The sequence below is a fragment of the Cryptosporangium sp. NPDC048952 genome, assembly GCF_043197895.1.
In the GTDB taxonomy this organism is placed as follows: domain Bacteria; phylum Actinomycetota; class Actinomycetes; order Mycobacteriales; family Cryptosporangiaceae; genus Cryptosporangium.
Genome location: NZ_JBICTY010000003.1, coordinates 1,295,280 through 1,313,827, shown reverse-complemented (window position 1 = coordinate 1,313,827; position 18,548 = coordinate 1,295,280). Strand labels below are relative to the sequence as shown.

18 protein-coding genes are annotated in these 18,548 nt (G+C 72.4%); 8 read left to right on the top strand and 10 right to left on the bottom strand.

Annotated features, from left to right (window positions below; genetic code table 11):
• Window positions 1-9: 9 nt before the first annotated feature.
• Window positions 10-270, bottom strand: a complete 261-nt coding sequence (locus tag ACGFY5_RS22190; RefSeq protein WP_392722372.1) for a hypothetical protein — start codon at window positions 268-270, stop codon at window positions 10-12.
• A 90-nt stretch (window positions 271-360) separates the two neighbouring features.
• Here ACGFY5_RS22190 and ACGFY5_RS22185 point away from each other — a divergent pair, with 90 nt between their 5' ends.
• From ACGFY5_RS22185 to ACGFY5_RS22175, 3 genes are read left to right on the top strand one after another with little or no spacing between them, the layout of a single operon-like run.
• Window positions 361-774, top strand: a complete 414-nt coding sequence (locus ACGFY5_RS22185; protein ID WP_392722371.1) for a MarR family winged helix-turn-helix transcriptional regulator — start codon at window positions 361-363, stop codon at window positions 772-774.
• A complete protein-coding gene (locus ACGFY5_RS22180; RefSeq protein ID WP_392722370.1) occupies window positions 771-1,106 on the top strand; it encodes a hypothetical protein in 336 nt (111 codons plus the stop codon). The genes ACGFY5_RS22185 and ACGFY5_RS22180 overlap by 4 nt, the downstream gene beginning before the upstream one ends.
• Window positions 1,103-2,125, top strand: a complete 1,023-nt coding sequence (locus tag ACGFY5_RS22175) for a zinc-binding dehydrogenase (RefSeq protein WP_392722369.1) — start codon at window positions 1,103-1,105, stop codon at window positions 2,123-2,125. The genes ACGFY5_RS22180 and ACGFY5_RS22175 overlap by 4 nt, the downstream gene beginning before the upstream one ends.
• Before the next feature lie 42 nt (window positions 2,126-2,167).
• Here the strand turns inward: ACGFY5_RS22175 and ACGFY5_RS22170 are convergent, their stop codons facing one another.
• Entirely contained in the window at window positions 2,168-3,088 is a 921-nt protein-coding gene (locus tag ACGFY5_RS22170) for a tetratricopeptide repeat protein (RefSeq protein WP_392722368.1), read from the bottom strand.
• A 176-nt stretch (window positions 3,089-3,264) separates the two neighbouring features.
• The gene (locus ACGFY5_RS22165) at window positions 3,265-3,573 is read right to left on the bottom strand and encodes a SelT/SelW/SelH family protein (protein ID WP_392722367.1); all 309 of its coding nucleotides are present in this window, start codon (window positions 3,571-3,573) and stop codon (window positions 3,265-3,267) included.
• 107 nt (window positions 3,574-3,680) lie between these two features.
• Between ACGFY5_RS22165 and ACGFY5_RS22160 the strand changes: the two genes are divergently transcribed.
• Window positions 3,681-5,150: a BREX system ATP-binding domain-containing protein gene (locus ACGFY5_RS22160; RefSeq protein ID WP_392722366.1), complete on the top strand. Its 1,470-nt coding sequence runs from the start codon at window positions 3,681-3,683 to the stop codon at window positions 5,148-5,150.
• Here ACGFY5_RS22160 and ACGFY5_RS22155 read toward each other — a convergent pair.
• Genes ACGFY5_RS22155 through ACGFY5_RS22125 form a run of 7 tightly spaced genes read right to left on the bottom strand, consistent with a single transcriptional unit; the run spans window position 5,117 to window position 11,342 of the window.
• Window positions 5,117-5,833 carry an isochorismatase family protein gene (locus ACGFY5_RS22155; RefSeq protein ID WP_392722365.1) on the bottom strand — a complete coding sequence of 239 codons (717 nt, stop codon included), beginning with the start codon at window positions 5,831-5,833 and terminating at the stop codon, window positions 5,117-5,119. The genes ACGFY5_RS22160 and ACGFY5_RS22155 overlap by 34 nt on opposite strands.
• Window positions 5,834-5,845: 12 nt before the next feature.
• Entirely contained in the window at window positions 5,846-6,601 is a 756-nt protein-coding gene (gene dhbA, locus ACGFY5_RS22150; protein WP_392722364.1) for a 2,3-dihydro-2,3-dihydroxybenzoate dehydrogenase, read from the bottom strand.
• Complete coding sequence (locus tag ACGFY5_RS22145) at window positions 6,598-7,575, bottom strand: FAD-dependent monooxygenase (RefSeq protein ID WP_392722363.1); 978 nt, start codon at window positions 7,573-7,575, stop codon at window positions 6,598-6,600. The genes dhbA and ACGFY5_RS22145 overlap by 4 nt, the downstream gene beginning before the upstream one ends.
• Window positions 7,575-8,810 (bottom strand): phenylacetate--CoA ligase family protein, encoded by a 1,236-nt coding sequence (locus tag ACGFY5_RS22140; RefSeq protein WP_392722362.1) that lies wholly within the window; start codon window positions 8,808-8,810, stop codon window positions 7,575-7,577. The genes ACGFY5_RS22145 and ACGFY5_RS22140 overlap by 1 nt, the downstream gene beginning before the upstream one ends.
• Complete coding sequence (locus ACGFY5_RS22135) at window positions 8,807-9,538, bottom strand: amidohydrolase family protein (protein ID WP_392722361.1); 732 nt, start codon at window positions 9,536-9,538, stop codon at window positions 8,807-8,809. Before ACGFY5_RS22135 ends, ACGFY5_RS22140 begins: the two co-directional genes overlap by 4 nt.
• The gene (locus tag ACGFY5_RS22130; RefSeq protein ID WP_392722360.1) at window positions 9,535-10,566 is read right to left on the bottom strand and encodes a 3-dehydroquinate synthase II family protein; all 1,032 of its coding nucleotides are present in this window, start codon (window positions 10,564-10,566) and stop codon (window positions 9,535-9,537) included. The genes ACGFY5_RS22135 and ACGFY5_RS22130 overlap by 4 nt, the downstream gene beginning before the upstream one ends.
• Window positions 10,563-11,342: a 2-amino-3,7-dideoxy-D-threo-hept-6-ulosonate synthase gene (locus ACGFY5_RS22125; protein ID WP_392722359.1), complete on the bottom strand. Its 780-nt coding sequence runs from the start codon at window positions 11,340-11,342 to the stop codon at window positions 10,563-10,565. The genes ACGFY5_RS22130 and ACGFY5_RS22125 overlap by 4 nt, the downstream gene beginning before the upstream one ends.
• A 107-nt stretch (window positions 11,343-11,449) precedes the next feature.
• Here ACGFY5_RS22125 and ACGFY5_RS22120 point away from each other — a divergent pair, with 107 nt between their 5' ends.
• The 4 genes from ACGFY5_RS22120 to ACGFY5_RS22105 all read left to right on the top strand — a co-directional run bounded on the left by ACGFY5_RS22120 (window position 11,450) and on the right by ACGFY5_RS22105 (window position 18,501).
• The gene (locus ACGFY5_RS22120; RefSeq protein ID WP_392722357.1) at window positions 11,450-13,369 is read left to right on the top strand and encodes an anthranilate synthase family protein; all 1,920 of its coding nucleotides are present in this window, start codon (window positions 11,450-11,452) and stop codon (window positions 13,367-13,369) included.
• A gap of 10 nt (window positions 13,370-13,379) precedes the next feature.
• A complete protein-coding gene (locus tag ACGFY5_RS22115; RefSeq protein WP_392722356.1) occupies window positions 13,380-16,136 on the top strand; it encodes an ATP-binding protein in 2,757 nt (918 codons plus the stop codon).
• A gap of 63 nt (window positions 16,137-16,199) precedes the next feature.
• The gene (locus ACGFY5_RS22110) at window positions 16,200-17,717 is read left to right on the top strand and encodes an FAD-dependent monooxygenase (protein ID WP_392722354.1); all 1,518 of its coding nucleotides are present in this window, start codon (window positions 16,200-16,202) and stop codon (window positions 17,715-17,717) included.
• A gap of 181 nt (window positions 17,718-17,898) precedes the next feature.
• Window positions 17,899-18,501, top strand: a complete 603-nt coding sequence (locus ACGFY5_RS22105; protein ID WP_392722352.1) for a hypothetical protein — start codon at window positions 17,899-17,901, stop codon at window positions 18,499-18,501.
• Window positions 18,502-18,548: the final 47 nt, after the last annotated feature.

The window sequence follows — 18,548 nt, the reverse complement described above, 5'->3', positions numbered from 1 at the left end:
GCGGGCACCCTAGTGGCGCGGCGACAGCACGTGCTGGGCGGCCTCGAACGCTTCCTCCATCCCCTGGTGCTTGGCGGTGGCGATGGCCGCGGCGAGCTGTTCCGCGGTGAGGCTGACGATCTGGTTCGGGTCCTGCTGCCACTGGGCGCGGCTGGTGTCGATGAGCGCGGCGCCCATGCCGGCGTCGAGACCGGAGGCGTTCAAGCTGAGCTGGTGCTCGGAAATGGCCTCGCGGATCGCGTAGAGCATTTCCTGGTTGGGCGTGTCCACGGCCCCTCCTTCGCCTGGCGATGATGGCCGGGTCATTCCCCGCGGGAACACACTCGACACCGAAGCTACGAAATCGTATAGTCCGATCTCGTGACTTGGTCACCGCTGCTGGCGCTGCAACGCGCCACCCATGCCACCCTGCAGATTCTCGCCGCCGAACTCGTCGACCTCGACCTGACCGCCTCGGAGATCAACGCACTCGCCAACCTGGCCGACGGGCGCGCCCGCACGGTGTCCCAGCTCGGCGCCGACGTCGGCTCCCGACCCACCACGCTGACCAGCGTTCTCGACCGGCTGGAACGGCGCGGCCACATCACCCGCGGGGTGCGTCCCGGCGACCGTCGGGTCGTCCTGATCGAACTCACCGCCTCGGGGCGGGCCACGGCCGCGGTCGTCGCCGACGCGATCCGCTCCCTGGAACAGCGCACGCTCGGCCGGCTGCCGGCCGAGAGCCTCGCCGGTCTGCGCGCCGGACTCGACGCATTGACGGAGGTGCCCCGATGAGTTTCTCTTCGTTGATGGACGAGGTGATGGCGGACGCTCCGCGGTTCGGCCATCGCGAGCACGTGCACCTGACCTGGCTCGCCGTCCGCTCCCACGGCGTTCCCGGGGCGACTGATCTGATCAGCGAGGGGATCCGGCGCGTGGGCGGAGCGAAGTACCACGCGACCGTGACCCGGGCGTGGGTGGAGCTGGTGGGGTCGGACTTCGACACGTTCATTCGGGGGAATCCGGCGTTGCTCGACAAGGATCTGCTCCTTCGTTATTACTCGCCGGAGGTGCTGGCGTCGGGTCGCGACGGCTGGGTCGCTCCGGACAAGGCGCCGCTGCCGTGAAGGCCGTTCTGTTCTCGCGATTCGGTGGCCCACTGGCCGTGGCGGATGTACCGGACCCTTCCCCGGCACCGCACGGGGTCGTCGTCGAGGTCGATGCGACCGGCGTCTGCCGCAGTGACTGGCACGGCTGGCAAGGTCACGACGACGACATCACGCTCCCGCACGTCCCGGGGCACGAGTTGGCCGGGACGGTCGTCGCTGTCGGTTCGTCCGTGCGGAACTGGCGGGTCGGTGACGTCGTCACCACGCCGTTCGTCACCGCCTGCGGCGCGTGCCCGGAGTGCGCCACCGGCAACCAGCAGGTGTGCCGCGCGCAGACCCAGCCGGGGTTCACGGGCTGGGGTTCGTTCGCGGAGTTCGTGGCGCTGGACCACGCGGACGTCAACCTGGTGCGGGTGACCGGTTCACCGGTGCACGCGGCCGCGCTGGGCTGCCGGGTCGCCACCGCGTTCCGTGCGGTCACCGACGTGGCGCGGGTGCGGGCCGGGGAGTTCGTCGCCGTGCACGGGTGCGGCGGTGTCGGCCTGTCGGCCGTCGCGATCGCGGTGGCCGCGGGTGCCCAGGTGATCGCTACCGATCCTTCGCCGGACGCCCGGCAGTTGGCGTTGTCGTTCGGGGCGTCGCATGCGCTGGACCCGTCGTCGGCGGACGAGATCATGTCGCTGACCGACGGCGGGGCGCACGTGTCGCTGGACGCCGTGGGTCACCCGGCCGCGTGCGAGGCGTCGATCCGGTGCCTGCGCCGTCGGGGGCGGCACGTGCAGGTGGGGTTGTTGCCGCCGGTGGCCGGGCGGGCGGTCGTGCCGATGGAGCGGGTGATCGCGTTCGAGCTGCAGGTTCTGGGGAGTCACGGGATGGCGGCGCACGACTATCCGCGGTTGTTCCGGCTGGGGTTGCCGTTGGAGCGCCTCGTGACGCGGGAGCTTCCGCTGTCCTCGGGGCCCGACGCCCTGGCCGAGGTGGCTGCCGCAACCACCGCCGGCATCACGGTCCTTCGCCCGCTCGCAAGTAGTCGATGATCGGGTGGGTGGGGCGTGTCCGGCGACGCCCCACCGAACTCGTCAGACGCCGGCTTCCTCCCGGAGAGCCTGCAGATCGTGCTCGGCCTGCGCATCGCCGGCCTCGGCCGCCTGCTGGTACCAGCGCTCGGCCTCGGCGCGCTCACCGCGCTCCTTGGCGAGGACCGCGAGGTTGTTCATCGCACCCGAGAAGCCGGCCTTGGCGGCCTTGCGCAGCCATTTCTCCGCCGTGCGTTCATCGCCCGTGGCCAGCGCGAGCTGGGCCAGCGACCCCATCGCGTACGCGTTCCCCTTGCGGGCGGCCCGCTCGAGCCAGCGCAGCCCGTCGTCGTTCCGCTGGTCGTGGAGCAGCAATCCGAGCAGGTACATCGACTCGACGTGCCCAGCCTCGGCCCCCCGCCGCCACCACGGCTCCGCCTCCTCCGGCCGCCCGGCGTCATCCAGCAATGCACCGAGCCCACACCAGAAGTCCGGCTCCCCGCTGTCGCCAGCCCGCAGCGCGCCCCCGCCCCCGGCCTGCGTACCGGCGTTGCCCCCGGCGCGGGCTTCGGCGCGGGCTACGACCTCGGCGGCCTTTTCGGACTCGCCGCTGTCGCGGTAGAGGCGGCGGAGGGCGAGGGCAGCGGTCATGTCGCCGTCGTCAGCGGCCGCCCGGAGCCCGGGCTCGGCCTTCGCGCGGAACTCCTCGGCCTTCGCCAACTGCCCCCGCCGCGTGTGCACGGCGGCAAGGTTCAGCGCCGCTTCGGGCACACCGGCGTCGACCGCCTTGCGTAACCACTGCAGCCCGTCGATCGTCTTACCGGCACGGATCCGCTGCTTGCCCAGCTCGTTGCAGGCCGGCCCGTACCCGGCCTCCGCAGCCTGCTCGAACAGCGGCAGCGCAGGCCGTTCGTGCCCGAGCAGATCGAGCCGCCGCCCCTCCAGATACAGCTCTTCCGCACTCCGCCGCCGCCCATGAAACATGCGCCAAGTATCGCTCACCGCACATTCCGGGAAACCGGTCACGGACCTACGGGCGCGGACGTCCGCGTCGCGCGGTGGTTGTCATGCTGTCCACGTCATGGCGTGGGTAACGTGACAACCACCAGCAGCGTCAGACGGAAATCTGCCAACCATCTGCGCGGCCGGGATTCGGCTCGCTAGGGGGCTTCGCTGTGGCCCAGGGAGCGGCCGGGGGCTACCAGGTCGCGGATTCGGCGCTTGACGGCGGTGGGCTCGGGGAAGCCGTCGTCCTTGCGGTTCCAGACCACCGTGTCGTCGACGCGGACGGTGAAGACGCCGCCCTCGCCGGGGACGAGCGCCACCGCGCCCAGGTCGTTCTCGAACGTGGTCAGCAGCTCCTGGGCGAGCCAGGCCGCGCGCGGCAACCAGCGGCACCGGATGCAGTACTCGACCTCGACCCTGGGCTTGTCCCCCACCGTGCCACCTCTCGTCGACGAGCCGAGCATGATAAGTCGCTCGACTCCCCCTGTCTACCAAAGGCCGACCGCCGAACAGGGGCGCGAACGGCCGCACACTTCTCACGGGAACCAGGGTGCAAGGGGAGGGGATTCCCGTGCAGGGGGATCGGTGTGCGGGGGTGTCCGCGGTGCTGGTCGGGCGGGATCGGGAGCTGGGGGCGCTCCGATCGTTGCTCGACCGGACGGCGGCCGGTCGGTTGTCGCTCGCGGTGGTGGAGGGGGCGCGCGGCGCCGGCAAGACCCGGCTGTTGCAGGAGTTCGTCGGGATCGCGCACCGTCGGGGTGCGGCGACGGCGCGGGAGACGGATTGGATCGACGGCAGTGGGATGTGGCGGATCGTCGCGTCCGGGCGGGACGACGGGCCGTCCGGGCCGGGTGTGTCCGCGGGGCCGCGGCTGTTGACGTGTGAGCATCCGCAGTGGATCCACTCGCGGGTTTGGCTCGAGCTCGAGGCGATCGCCCGGACCGTGCCGCTGCTCGTCGTGCTGACCCGGCGTGTCGGCGCGTCCACGAGCGAACTCGATGCGCTCGCGGTGGTGGGGCCGCAGCGGGTGGTGTTGGGGCCGTTGTCGGGGCCGGCGGTCGGTGCGTTGCTGGGATCGCTCGTCGGGGGCGTGCCGGACGCGGAGTTGCGGAGCCTTGCCGAGGTCGCGGGTGGGAATCCGTCGGCGATCGAGGATCTGGTGGTCGGTCTGCGAGAGGAGGGCCTGCTGCGGGTGGGTTCCGGGTGTGCCGGTGTGGACGAGGTGCGGTTGCCCGCTCGCACGCGGGCACGGCTCGATGCGACGCTCGCGGGGTTGGCGCCGTCGACGCGGCATCTGGTGCAGGTGGCGTCGACGATCGGGGCGCGGTTCGATCTGCGTGAGCTCGCCGCTCTGCTGAATCGCAGCGCCGCGGCGTTGGTGCCGGCCGTGCACGAGGCGATCGGTTCGGGGCTGGTGGTGGGGGTCGAGGACGCGCTGCGTTTTCGGCACGAGTTGGTGCGGAAGACGGCCGAGGAGTCCCTCCCCCGTCCCGTCCGCGCCGCCCTTCGCCACGAGCGCACCCCCCGATCCTCCCCACCACGCCCCCACGCGGCCGCGGGGCCGCGCAAGGCCGGGGCCACGCCCGCCGGGCCGCGCATGGCCGGGGCCACGCCCGCCGGCCGGCGCAAGGCCGAAGCCACGCCCGCCGGCCGGCGCAAGGCCGAAACCACGGCCGCCGGGGCGCGCGCGGTCGGGGTTGCTCCTGCTGGCGCGCGCAGGGGTGGGGATCCGTTCGGTGGTTCGCGGGGTGCGGAGGGCACGCGTAGGTCGCGGGTGGGATCGGCGGAGGGCGCGGGCGGGGAAGGCTTGCGCGGCGGAGTTGAGGGGTGGGAGTCGCTCGGGGAGCAGGAGCGGCGGATTGTGGGGCTGGTGGGGTGTGCGCTCACCAATCAGCAGATCGCACGGCGGATCGAGAGGTCACCGCACACCGTGAACTACCACCTGCGGCAGATTTTCCGGAAGCTCGGCGTCAGGTCACGGGTGGAGTTGGCGCGGCTCGCGCGTGACTACGCCGACGATTCCAGTGCGGCGAGCAACTGATCGGTGGTGAGGGTGACCGCACATCGACGCGCGGCGTACCAGAGCGCCCAGCGGTGTTCCTCGGCGCTGAAGTCCGCGACCGCGTCGGCGACGAGGAACGGCTGCACGTCGTGCGCGTACGCGTCCGCAGCGGTCAGCAGGCACCCGATGTGCGCGAACACCCCACACACGATCAGCTGGTCACGCCCCGCTCCCACCAGATCCGCCGCCAGTGACGTCCCGTGAAACGCGCTGTACCGGTGCTTGACGAGCACCCCACCCCGCTGCCCGGTGAGCGCGCCACCGCGGGGCTCGAGCTGGGCGCTGGGGCGGGGTGGCGTCAGGAGGACGTCGGTGGGGGTGGGGGCGACCGTGGGGACTATGGCGCGGTCCTGGGGGTCGTTGGCCATGCCGGCGCCCCAGACGTCGTGCAGCAGGCCTCGTTCGGCGCGGGACATGCGGCCGGGCTGGGCGCTGTGCACGACCGGGATCCCACGGGCGGCCGCGGCTAGCTTGAGGCGGCGGACGTTCGCCAGCAGCTCCACCGTGGGCGACCGCCCCGGCGGGAAGAACCCGACGAAGTACCCCTGCATGTCGTGCACGAGCAGCACCGCCCGCGCCGGGTCGGGGCGCCAGGCCGCCGGGCCCGGGGTCAGTTCGGACTCGGTCGGCATCGGGTACGGATCGATGGTCGGAATGGGCACCGGGTTCCCCTCTCAGGCGCGGAGCGACGCTCCGCCGTCCACGTACAGGTCGTGCATCGTGATGTGGCGGGCGCGGTCCGAGGCCAGAAAGACAACCGCGTCGGCGACGTCTCGGGGCTCGGCGAGCCGTCCCAGCGGAATGCCGACGCGGTACTGGTGCGGCGCGCCGCGCAGGGTGGCGTCGTGGTCGGCTTCGGTGTGCCACATGCCGCGCAGCATCGGGGTGTCGGTCGAGCCCGGGGCGACGACGTTGCAGCGGATGCCGAACTCCGCGAGTTCGAGGCCTAGGCAGCGCGTGAACTGGGCGGCCGCGGCTTTGGATGCGGCGTAGGCCGCCATGCCGCTGCGGGGTACGCCGGCGGCGTTCGACGCGACGGTGACGATCGTGCCGCGGCGGCGCGGCACCATTCGCCGGGCGACGGCCCGGCTGACCCGGAACACTCCCCCGGCGTTGACGTCGAACGTCGTGGTCCAGTCGTCGTCGCGCAGCTCCACCACCGGGCCGGTGGTGAGCACACCAGCGACGTTCACCAGCACGTCGATCGGGCCGGCCGTCGCCTCCACCGAGTCGACGACCCGCTCGACCGCCACCGAATCCCGCACGTCGAGCACCACCCCACCCCCGCCACGCGAACCCCCCGGGTATCGCGTCCGGTCGGCGCCTACGACTCGGCACCCCTCCGAGGCCAGCGCGGCCGCCACCGCGGCGCCGATTCCCTGTGCCGCCCCGGTGACCAAAGCGACCTTGCCCGCCAACCCACTCGTCATTCGTCAGCTCCGATCGCAGCGAGGCGGCGGTCCCGGGATCGTTGCTCCGGGCCGTCGGGGAGGTGGTGTTCGTGAGCCGCGATGCGAACCGCGTCGGCTACCTCGGCGGAGGCGGGGGTGCGGATCGCGTCGTAACGCAAGAGCGCCGCCTCCACGGACGAAGACTCCGCGAGCGCCACGGCGAGCGCCGCGACGTCGAGGATGGCTTGGGACGCGCCCTGCGCCAGGTACGGCAGCATCGGATGTGCGGCGTCGCCGACCAATGCGACCCTCCCCGCGACCCGACTCGCCAGCGGCGCCCGGTCGAACAACTCGAAACGCACAGCAGCACGGGCGGCAGAGATCAACTGAAAAACGTCCACATGCCAATCGTCGAAAAAAGACCCGACAGCGACGACGTTGAGCAAGCCGGGCGCGATGGGGTAGCAGACGCAGTGCTGACCCGGCCCTAACCAGACGCGCACACGGGGCGGATCCGACCACGGGGCACGCACCGCGGCCCGCCAGGCAGACGCGCCCGCGGACCGCACCTGATCAGCAGAAACGGCTCTGCGCACCACGGAGCGGAGGCCGTCGGCGCCGATGATCAGGTCAGCGGCGAGGGTGTTGCCGTCGGCCAGGTGCACCGCCCCGTCCGACACACCGACGCACCGCCCCCCGCGAACGACACCGCCGGGAAACAGCGCCCGGTGGAGGTCCACGCGGCGCATCGCGCAGTACGGCGCCTCCAGCGGCATCCGCGCGATCAGCTCCCCGGAGCGCCAGCTCCGCAGCTCGCGCTCCGAAAGTCGCATCGCGAACGACAGATCGACGCCCCACTGCTCCAACAACTGCGCTCCGGCGGTGGCGAGCTGGATGCCGTAGCCCGAAGTCCGAACACCCCGTTCCACGACCACGCACGACAGCCCCACCGACGCCAGCGCGCGGGCCGTCGCCAGGCCGGCGATCCCCGCCCCCACCACGACGATCCTCATCAGTAGTACCGGTGGGCGGTGTCCCAGTCCTCGTCCGGACCGAACAGTGACCGCGGTTTCAGGACATCCGGCGACGACGTCAGACGGGTGATCGGCACCAAGCCTCCCGGGGGAACAGCGGTGACGCGCACGTCGCCGATCGACGCGGTCAGGTCCGCGCAGGCAGCGGCCCGGTACCGGTCGGCGACCTCGATCTGGATCTCGAGCCCCGAATCGACCCGGCCCCGCCAGAACAGCACGCCGTACTCGGCCGGGAGCGAGAACACGTGCTCGTCCAGCGTCGCCTCGGACACGCGTCCCGTCCGACCCAGAATGCGGACGTCAGGCAGCCACCAACCACAGGCGCAGTCGCGGTAGGACACCTCGACCTCGTCCTCGATCGCATACCGGAGCAGCGGCATCGCATCCCGGTACAGGGGCGTGACGACGAGCCGGCCGCGGCCGTCGGGTCGGATCTCGTCGGTGTCGGTGTGGACCTCGAACATCACCCGGTCCGCCCAGAGATGCAGCCGCCCTTCCGGGCACGCACCGGCCAAACTGCCCGCCTCGGTCGCGCCGTACTCCTCGACGACCGGAACGCCCCAGATCTCCTCGATCCGCGCCCGGCGTGCCGGGCTCAGGGAATCACCGCCGACAAAAAGGGCCCGCAGCGCCGGGAAATCGGCTCCCGGCGAATACCCGGCCAGCCGCGCGGCCGCCGCCCAGAGCAGGGTTTCGGTGGCCATCGACCAGGTCACCGACACGTCGAGGTCGTGCAGCACCCGCACGAGCCGGGCGTACGGCATGGCGAGTGACCGGTTGTCGGCCGGAACGACGGTCGCCCCGGCGCGGCGCGCGGCCGCGTGCGCGAGGTGGCCGGTGATCATCAGCGCGTACGGGGTCCGGACCAGGAACGTGTCGTCGGCGCGGATGCCGACGTGTTTGCGGGCGTAGCGGGTGGCCAGGTCGTCCCAGTCCGACTGCGTGTAATAGGAGGCCGTGGGCGAACCGGTGCTGCCGCTGGACTCGTGGTAGGTGGCGAGTTCGGTGCGGTCGACCGCCAGGAGTCCGAACGGGTAGGCGTCGCGGAGGTCGGCTTTGGTGGTGAGTGGAGCGTCGCGCAGGGACGGGGGCACGCCTCGTGCGGCATAGAACGGCGATCTGGACGCCGACGCCAACACCGCGTCGAGCCGGGTCTCTTGTACACGGGCCAGTTCCTCGAACGAGGACCAGTCGCCGAGCGTCGGCAGGTTCATGATTCCCCCAGGAGGCGGCGGGCGTTCGTGTCGGTGACCGCCCGGTAGGTGGCGGGGTCCAGGTCGAGGGCGGCGAGTTTGGCCAGCTCGACGCGGGGGTCCTGGAGTGGGTACTCGGTGCCGAACAGGACGCGGCCGGGTCCGAACCGGGCTATCGCGAGCCGGGCGATCGCGGTGAAACTGCCGGAAAGCTCTGCGGCGACGTTGGGCAGCGGGGCGAGCGTGGTCAGGCCGGCGGCGTCCAGGCCGGTGAAGCCGCAGTGGCCGAAGACGAAATGGACGTCCGGGACATCGCTGGCGAGCGCCGCCAGGTCCGTTGCTCGGGTGCCCGGGCGGGCCAGGCAGACGGTGTAGACGGGGTGGTTCGCAGCGCGGGCGGTGGCGATCAGATCGCGGACGTTCGGATCGTCGTAGCGGAAGCCGTGGATCGCCGGGGAGATTTCGAGGCCGCGGTAGTCGCTCGCGGCCTTGGCGTAGGCCTCGACGTCGGTGAAGGGGTCCGCGAAATAGAACGGGACCAGGCGGTCGCCGGCCGCGGCCAACACCGCCGCGTTGTCCGCGCGCGGACGCGCCGCAGCCGGAGGCGCCGACGCCTCCGGGGCAGCTACCAGCTCGGACAGCCGATCCAGGGTCACGAGACCGCCCGCCGACACCGCGGCCCGCGCGATCCCGGCCGCATCCATCGCGTCGAGCAGCCCGGCTCCCAGACGAGCATGGAAATCGATCATTGCTCGTAACACAGTTCGTCGATCGCGTACCCCACGTGCCGCGCCCGCTCGGGCAGATGGCCCAACAACGAGTCCCCAGGCCGCAACGCCGTGGAATTCAACACCGCCGCCCCCGGACCCAGCACCCGCACGTGCCAGTCGTCCTGAACGATCAGATTCACCGGCTCCCCGGACCCGGCCACCGCTGAAATCGACAGCAGCGGCCGCGTCTCGATCTTCACCCGCCCGACCGTCACGGGCCGCGTCCGCCCGTCCGCCCCCACCGCGAGCACCGTGCTCCCGGCGCGCAGCTCGGACAGGTACCGCGTCCGCGCCCCGGGTGCCAGCGTGTACGACATGATCGCCCCGGCGTTCACCCGGAACGGCCGCGTCGGCATGTACGGCAGCGGATGCGTCTCGCTGACGCACAACACCAGCGCCCGGGCCCGCGACCCCACCAGGATCCCCTCGTCCTGCTCCAGGTACGTGCAGGTGTCGACGCACGCCCGCTCCCCCAGTCCGGCGTGTTCGATCCCCGTGACCGTCAGCGTCTCCAGCGCCAACGGAGGCGTCCGGTGGCGCACCGCCGCCGCGAGCCGTGTGCAGTCCCCCGGAGCCGCCGACGCCAGCATCACCGCACCCGGCCCGTGCTCCAGCACCCCGGCGTGCACCGCGCCGGCGTCCACGTCGTCCACGACCGTGACGATCAGCCCGTCCGCGTCGGCCGCCGCGGCCAGCACGATCTCCAGCGGGATGTTCGTCGGGTCGGCGAACCGCAGCACCGTGCACGGGTCCCGACGCGCGCTCGCGCACGCCTCCGCGAGGCTCTCCGCGTCGTCGACAGTGAGGGTCCGCACCACCAGGTCGGCGACCCCGACGGGCTTCTCGGATCCTTCGGTGGCCAGGACCCGCTTCACGGTCGGCGGCAACGCCGCCAGGTCGTCCGCCTCAGCGGCCACGATCCCGTCGAACCCACAGTGCACTGCTTCTTCCCGGACGACGTCGGTCACGTCGCCGAGCCCCCGGGTGTCGAGCCACAACCCGGTCATCGAGCCACCACCGCGGGCCGCCCGTGCACCAGGGCCGAGAGCCGCCGCACCCGCTCGCCCGGCTCGTCGGCGGTGAACACGAACCGCCCCGCCGCCACCCCACCGGCCCCGCCGTGCATCGCGCTCAACAGCTGGCCGAACGTCTCCTCGGGATCGGCGGACGCCCCACCGGCCGCGATCACGGGGATCGGGCAGGCGGCGGTTATCGCGGTGACCTCGGTCGACGACGCCGGCAGCGAGGTCTTCACCAGGTCCGCACCCAGCTCCGCCGCGATCGTCACGGTGTGCGCGACGACGTCCGGGGCGGACGGGTCGGTCACCGCCGGGCCCCGGGCGTACATCATCGCCAGCAACGGCAGGCCCCACCGGTCACAGGCGTCCGCGACGGCCGCCAGGTCGGCGATCTGCCGCTGCTCGGTCGCCGAGCCGACGTTCACGTGGACGCTCACCCCGTGGGCGCCCAGACGCAGGGCCTCCTCGACGCCGCAGACCAGGTACTTGGCGTCCGGATCGCCGGCCAGACCGGTGCTGGCGGACAGGTGCACGATCAGCGACAGCGAGCGGAACCGGTGCGGTCGGACCTGACGCAGCGCGCCCTTGTGCAGGACGACGGCGTCGGCGCCGGAGTCGGCGATGACGCCCACCAGCCGGTCGAGGTGTCCGCTGTGGGCCGCCGGTCCGACGCTGATCGCGTGGTCGAGGGGAACGATCAGGAGTCGGCCGGAATCCCGGCGGTAGAGGTTCTGGAGCCGAACGCTCCGGGCGAAGGTGGTCACGGAAACGACGGTAAGGAATTCCGCGGCGCGGTCCCACTACCGTTTCGAGTAGCCCCTACTCGAGTGGGTAGTTGCCATTCCGCGCATTGATTCGGCACAACGGAAGAATGTGGAACGACGCCTTCGCGCTCATTCGCCGGAACTCTGCTGTGGAGATGCTCACCGGGGAGGTGGATCTCGTCGCCCGGATCGCCGATCTGCCGGTGCCGGTGCGCGGGGAGCACGGCGTCCTCGCGATCGTGCCGTACCGGCAGATCGCGGAGCGCGGACTGAACGCCGTCGACGACGGCGAGCCGCTCGTGGCGATGCGTGTGCGGACCTGCACGACGGTGCCGATCGACTCGCTCCCGTCGGGGAGCGGCACCACGATGACCGGCGGTTTCGACCTCTCGGACGCCGAGTACGCCGCCGCCGTGCGACGGGTTATCGACGAGTGCATCGGACGCGGGATCGGCTCGAACTTCGTGCTGCGCCGCGCGTTCCGCGCCGAGATCACGGGGTGGTCGCGGGAGGCCGCGCTCGGCGTTTTCCGGCGGCTCGTGGAATCCGAGCGGGGGGCCTACTGGACGTTTCTCGTGCACTGGAACGGGCGGACGCTGATCGGCGCGACACCCGAACGTCAGGTGCGGTACGCGGACGGAATCGCGACGATGAGCCCGATCAGTGGCACGTATCGGCACCCCGCGGGAGGGCCCGACGATCGGGAGCTTCTCGCGTTTCTCGACGACCGGAAAGAGACCGAGGAATTGTTCATGGTCGTCGACGAGGAATTGAAGATGATGGCGCGGATCTGTGACCGTCCGCCGCGGTTGCGGGGGCCGTGGTTGCGTCCGATGTCGCGGGTGACGCACACGGAGTACGCGGTCGAGGGGCCGACGTCCCGCGATCCCCGGGACGTGCTGGCCCGGACGTTGCCCGCGCCGACGGTCACCGGGAGCCCGCTGCGGGCGGCGTGCGACATGGTCGCGACGCACGAGCGCGGTGGGCGCGGCTATTACGGCGGAGCGCTGGCGTGGTTCGGCTGGAAGGACGGCCGGCGCGTCCTGGACTCCGCGCTGCTGATCCGCACCGCGGACGTCCGAGCGGACGGCGCCCTGACGCTCGGCGTCGGCGCCACCCTCGTCCGCCGCTCCGATCCGGCCACCGAAGCAGCCGAAACCCGAGCCAAAGCAAGAGCGCTGCTCTCCGCCTTCGGCCGAAACCCGGCCGACCCGGCCGACTACGGCGAGTCGGCCGATCGGCACGCGGCGGCGGACGCGAGTGCGGCCGCGGTGGAGCGGGAGGTCGCGGAGCGGGTCCGGGTGGCTTTGGAGGGGCGCAACCGAGGGCTCTCGCGGTACTGGCGCGGGCTGGGCCGCAGCCGGATCGCGGCGCCGCCCGCGGAGAAGCTCGTGCTCGTCGACGCGGAGGACGACTTCACCGCGATGCTCGCCTCGATCGCGCGCTCGCTCGACGTCGACGTGCTGGTCCGCCCCGCGACCACGCCGGACGACGCCCTCCTCGACGGCCTCACCCCGTACGACCCGGTCCTGATCGGACCCGGCCCCGGCGACCCACGCGACGTCGCGGTGCCCCGCATCGCCCGCCTGCACTCGATCACCCGGTCACTGCTGGCCGGCCGTCGCCCGATCCTCGCGGTCTGCCTCGGCCACCAGGTGCTCTGCCAGGCACTCGGCCTCCCGGTCCGGCGTCTCCCGACCCCGGCGCAGGGCCTGCGCCGCCGGATCGACTGGCACGGCAACCCGGAGTGGCTGGGCTTCTACAACACGTTCGCCGCCGTCTCCGGCAGCGACCGCATCCGCTGTCCGACGACCGGCGAACCCGTCCGCCTGCTGCGCGACGCCCGCACCGGCGCCGTCCACGCGCTGGCCAAAACCCGCGTCCGTTCGGTGCAGTTCCACGTCGAATCCGTCCTCACCGAGCACGGCCCGTCGATCGTGGACCGCCTCCTCCGCGCGGTCACCGCGGAGGCAAAAATGCAAATATGCCCGCAAACGGCGGGTACCGGCCCCACCCTCAACCGGTAACCTTTTCGGCGTGCCCGGGCAAGGCCTTCCCCCGCCGGTCGGCCGCGCACGTGAACTCGACGTGCTGCGGCGTGCCCTCGCCGACACCGCGAACGGCGCGGGTGGCTGCCTCGTCCTGAGCGGCCCCGCCGGCATCGGCAAGTCCCGGCTGCTCCGCGCCGCCGTCGACCAGGCCCGGGAGATCCCGCTGTCGGTCGCGTTCCGCCGCGCGTTCGAACTCGACCGCGCGGTCGGGCTCCTGACGCTCGGCTCCACGCTCCGGGCCTGCGATCCCCCGACCGACGCGTTCAGCTGGCTCGCCCGCGACAGCGGCCACTCGTTCGCCACGCTCGAGCGGCTCGGCGCCACCCTCGAAGCCCACGCCGCCCGCCGGCCCCTGCTCGTCGTCATCGATGACGCCCACTGGATCGACGAGTTCAGCGCGGTCGCGATCCGCCAGCTCGTCCCGGCGTTGGCGTCCTCGCCGGTGCGGTGGCTGTTCGCCCGGCGTCCCGAGCCGGTCGACACCCCCGGCCGGCGTGTCCTGGACTGGCTGATCCGCGACGGTGCCACCGAACTGCCACTCGGACGGTTGGCCGACGAGGCGGTCGGGCAGCTCTGCGCCCAGGCGCTCGAGGCCGCTGTCGACGACACGGTGCTCGCGCTCGCCCGCGGCTTCGGCGGTATCCCGCTGCAGGTCACCCAGCTGATGTCGTCGCTGCGGGTCACCGACCAGATCGTCGTCGCCGACGGGATCGCCTCGGTCGTGGGCACCGACCTTCCGTCGAGCTTCGTCGCGATGATCCGGCAGGTCCTCGACCAGCTGCCGGAGGAAACCCGCCGGCTGGCGCGCGCCGCGTCCGTCTTCGACCGGCCGTTTCTCATCGACGAGCTGGCCCGCCTGCTCGACCGCCGGCCCGCCGAGCTGATCCCCCTGGTCGAGCAGGCCATCGACGCCCGGGTGCTGGTCGAGGAGGGGCCCTACCTCACGTTCGTCCACGACCAGGTGCGCCGGGCGATCTACCACACGCTGAGCCGCGCGATCGCTGTCGTGCTGCACCAGGAGGCGGCCGCGCTCGCCCGCGCCGACGAGCGGGCGCCGATGGAGATCGCGTATCACCTCGTCCGCGGTGGCGCGGGTGGCCGCAAGGACACCGTCGACCTGCTGCGCGCCGCCGCCCACGACGTCGCCGACGTCGCCCCGAGCACCGCCGCGGACTTCGTCCTGCACGCGCTGGAGGCGCTCGGCGAGCACGACCCGGAGCGCTCTCCGGTCGTCGCGGAGGCGATCGGTTACCTGGCCCGCGCCGGGCGGCTGACCGAGGCGCAGCAGCAGGGACGCACGGTCCTGCGCGCCGGGCTCGACCGCCACGTCGAAGCGTTGCTGTTGTACGGCCTCGCCGAGGCCTTCAAGCACGCCGGAAAGAACGAAACCGCTGTCGACTACGCCGATCAGGGGCTGGCGCACGTCTCCGACACCGACGCCCTGGCGGCGCGCCTGCACGCGATCCGCGCCCACGCACTCGTGTACGCCGGAGACCTCGCGGACGCCGACGCGGCCGGTGAGCGCGCCGACCGGATCGGGCGCGCGACCGGCGAGATCGGCGCGTCGGTCTTCGGGCGCACGGCCCGCAGCCTCGTCGCCCAGACCACCGGTGATCTCGACGCGGCCCTGCGGCACGCCGCCGAAGCCACCGAAGCCGCCGACGCCGCCGGCGGCGAGGCCCTCCAGCGCCATCCCCGCATCTGGTTGGCCAGCGCGCTCACCGCGCTCGACCGTTTCGGAGAGGCCGGACGCGTGCTCGAGCGCGGCCGGGCGGAGTCCGAACGGCTCGGTACCGGCTGGTCCGCGCCGCTCTGGCACTACTACACCGCCGCGCTCCTGGCCGCGCGCGGCAACCTCGACGAAGCCCTCGCCGAGGCCGACGCCGGGGTCGCGGTCGCCGAGCAGCTCGGTTCGCACCAACTCGCGGTGCCGCTGCTCGCGACGCTGACCCGGCTGGCCGTCGAGCGCGACGAGCTGCCCGCCGCCGAGGAGTACCTGCGGCACATGCACCGGCTCATGCACACCGGCATCACCGCCGCGCCGGAAGACGTCGACTGGGCCGAAGGCGTGCTGTTGAACACCACCGCCGGACCGACGGCCGCGATGCCGGTCCTGGCCCCGCTCTACGACGCGCTGCCCGACCGGCCGGTCCTCGTGGGTCAGGACCCCGGCAACGCGTCGACGCTGGTGCGGGTCGCACTGGCGGCCGACGACGCCGAGCGGGCCCGGACCGTCGCGACGACCGCCCGGGACCTCGCGCACCGAAACCCCGGCCTGCACGCGCTCACCGGTGCCGCCGCGCACGCCGACGGGCTGCTGCGCCGCGACGAGCAGGCGCTGCGCACCGCGATCGGGCACTTCCGGCAGACGCAACGCCGCCTGGCGCTCGCCACCGCCCTCGAGGACGCCGCCACGCTCACCGACGAGCCGCACACCGCACGGGGCTGGCGGCGGGAGGCGCTGACGCTCGCCGTCGCGTGCGGTGCGCACCGGATGCGGCAGCGCCTCGAACGGGCGCTGGGCGTGGCGTCGGAATCGGTGCTCAACCAGTTGTCGCGCGCCGAGCGCCGGGTCGCCCTGCTCGTGGCCGACGGGCTCACCAACCACCAGGTCGCCCAGCAGCTGCACCTGTCCCGGCACACCGTCGACAGCCACCTGCGCAAGATCTTCGCGAAGTGGAACATTCAGAGCCGAGTCGCGCTGGCCAACATGGTGGCCACCCAGAATCACGGAAAGACGTGATGGCGTAGGTACCGCGCCCCGCCCCAGCATGAGCAACACACGGGGGATTCACGGGGAGGTCCGATGGGCGGCGACGCATCGGAAGCACAGGTACTGGTCGTCGGCGCCGGAGCCGTGGGATCCATCCTGGCGCTGGAGCTGGCGCACCACGGTGTTCCGAGCGTTGTCGTGGACCGCGCCGTGAAACCGCCCCAGTCCACGAACGTGGACTATCTCGACGGCCGCAGCATGGAGTTGCTGCGGCGGTTGCGGCTGGCGTCGGCGATCCGGGCGCAGGGCGTCGGGGCGGAGAATTCCGGCGGCGAGGAGTGGCGGAGCCAGGGTCTGGACGAGCCACCGGTGCTCGTGCTCTCGGTTCCGTCGCTCGACGAGTTGCGCGGCCGGTACGCGCAGGTCGAGGACGGCAGCGCACCGGTGGAGCTGCCGCAGCGGGTGTCCGGCGTTCGGCTCGCTACCGGGCTGCGGACCGCCGTCGAGCAGCACCCACTGATCGACCTGCGCCTCGGCTGGACGTTCACGGGCCTGCGCGTCGAGGGCGGGCGGGTCGTCGCGACCGCGATCGACCGCGACGGGCCCACCCGCCGGGTGCTCGAGACCAGGTTCGTCGCCGGTTGCGACGGCGCGCGCAGCACCGTCCGCCAGTGCCTGGACATCCCGATGGCCGAGCTCACCGCGCCGGTGCAGCACTGCTCGGTGTACTTCCGCAGCCCGGAGCTGACCCGCCGGTTCGCCGCGCGTCGCCCGTCGACGGTCATCGTCGGCACGCTGACGCTGCAGTACCGCGACGACGGCGACGACACCTGGGTCGGTCACCTGCGGGTCGCGCCGGGTGACCCGATCACCGCCGACCCCGAGGCGCTCCTGCGCGCCGGGTTGGGCAACCGTCTGGAAGCCACCGAAATTCTCGACGTCACGCAGTGGGACGACGCGCTCGCGGTGGCCGACCGGTACCGCGCCGGGCCGGTGTTCCTGGTCGGCGAGTCCGCACACCGCTTCTACCCCCTGGGCGACAACGCGGCGACCAGCGTGGGCGACGCCGTCGACCTCGGCTGGAAGCTGGCCGGGGTGCTCAACGGCTGGGGCGGCGCCGGCCTGCTCGACAGCTACGAGGCCGAGCGGCGTCCCCGGGCGTTGATGGACCGGGAAGTGGTGGCGCGCCGCCTGGAGACCCGTCGTCGCTTCGGGCGGCTGGTCGCCGCCGGGGCGTCCCGCGAGTACCTCGCCGGTGTGCTGCGTCGGGAGGTCGCTCCGGTCGACGACGCCGGGCTGCCCGAGGGCCGGGCGCCGGCCGTGCGGATGGACGACGGCACCCAGCTGTTCGACCGGCTCGGCCCCCAGTTCACGCTCGTCGACCTGACCGAGGACGAGGCAGGACGCGAGCTGGTGCTGGCGGCGCGCCGACGCGGGATCCCGATGGCCCACCTCGTCGTCACCGATCGGGCGGTGCGGACGCGGTGGAACCGTCGGCTGGTGCTGGTGCGTCCCGACCAGCACATCGCGTGGCGCGCCGACAGCGCACCGTCGGACTGGGGCACGGTGCTCGACCGGGTCAGCGGTCACCTCGACCGGGAAACCCCGTGATCACGTCATGTCGTCCGGCCCCGCGGCGCGGGAGGCTCTCGGTGTCGCCTTCCGCAGCCGGAGGCAGCACTGGAGGGGTGTGCTGCCTTCGGTAGCGGCGCGACCCGCCGGGACCAACACGGGGGTGGTCCCGGCGGCAGCTCCGGATGCGGTTTCGCGTGGTTCGCGCGAGGCTGACCGGATGGGGCAACGGTTGCGGTTCGACGGCTGGATCGCCGGGGTAGGGACGACCAGCGGTACGCGGTTGGTGCTGGGGCACTGGCCGGATTCGCCGTTCGGGCCGGTCAGCGACGTGATGGTGGAGGACGGTTCGGGGCGGCGGACGTTGCTCGCGTCGACCGGGGAGCTCGCGGAGTTCGTCGCGGCTACGTATCGGTTCGACGAGGTGCAGGTCGTTCCCGTGAGCGTGCGGCGGGGGGCTCAGTGGGCGGTGGAGGCCGGACCGCTTCGTTACGCGTTCAGGCCCGGAAAACGGCGCCCGCTCGGTTGGCTGCTCCAGGCTGTTCCGTCGGCGCTGGCCGGGGTACCCGCGTGGGTGCGGCTGATCGATCTGCCGGCCCGGGTCGTGCTGCCCGGAGTCCGGACGCACGGGAGCGCCGGCAACGGGCGGTACGAGTGGTACGGCGCCCGGGACGTGCATCCGATCGTGCGTGCGTCGGCGTCGCTCGACGGGGATGATCTCGGGTCGTTGACCGCCATCGAGCCACCCGTGAAGTTCGGTTTCGGCTCTACCCCGCGCGATCCGTCACTGGTACGGATCACGACGACGGTGGCTGTTCCGTGACGGTGCCGGCCGGACAAAAGCGAATCGGCCCGGGCCGACGCTGTCGG

What these genes read in the sequence shown, in the direction of transcription:
- ACGFY5_RS22130 (WP_392722360.1), bottom strand. Translation starts at nt 10,566, where the DNA reads ATGACCGGGTTGTGGCTCGACACCCGGGGGCTCGGCGACGTGACCGAC.
- ACGFY5_RS22120 (WP_392722357.1), top strand. Translation starts at nt 11,450, where the DNA reads ATGTGGAACGACGCCTTCGCGCTCATTCGCCGGAACTCTGCTGTGGAG.
- ACGFY5_RS22145 (WP_392722363.1), bottom strand. Translation starts at nt 7,575, where the DNA reads ATGAGGATCGTCGTGGTGGGGGCGGGGATCGCCGGCCTGGCGACGGCC.
- ACGFY5_RS22105 (WP_392722352.1), top strand. Translation starts at nt 17,899, where the DNA reads ATGGGGCAACGGTTGCGGTTCGACGGCTGGATCGCCGGGGTAGGGACG.
- ACGFY5_RS22180 (WP_392722370.1), top strand. Translation starts at nt 771, where the DNA reads ATGAGTTTCTCTTCGTTGATGGACGAGGTGATGGCGGACGCTCCGCGG.
- ACGFY5_RS22165 (WP_392722367.1), bottom strand. Translation starts at nt 3,573, where the DNA reads ATGCTCGGCTCGTCGACGAGAGGTGGCACGGTGGGGGACAAGCCCAGG.
- ACGFY5_RS22135 (WP_392722361.1), bottom strand. Translation starts at nt 9,538, where the DNA reads ATGATCGATTTCCATGCTCGTCTGGGAGCCGGGCTGCTCGACGCGATG.
- ACGFY5_RS22140 (WP_392722362.1), bottom strand. Translation starts at nt 8,810, where the DNA reads ATGAACCTGCCGACGCTCGGCGACTGGTCCTCGTTCGAGGAACTGGCC.
- dhbA (WP_392722364.1), bottom strand. Translation starts at nt 6,601, where the DNA reads ATGACGAGTGGGTTGGCGGGCAAGGTCGCTTTGGTCACCGGGGCGGCA.
- ACGFY5_RS22110 (WP_392722354.1), top strand. Translation starts at nt 16,200, where the DNA reads ATGGGCGGCGACGCATCGGAAGCACAGGTACTGGTCGTCGGCGCCGGA.
- ACGFY5_RS22170 (WP_392722368.1), bottom strand. Translation starts at nt 3,088, where the DNA reads ATGTTTCATGGGCGGCGGCGGAGTGCGGAAGAGCTGTATCTGGAGGGG.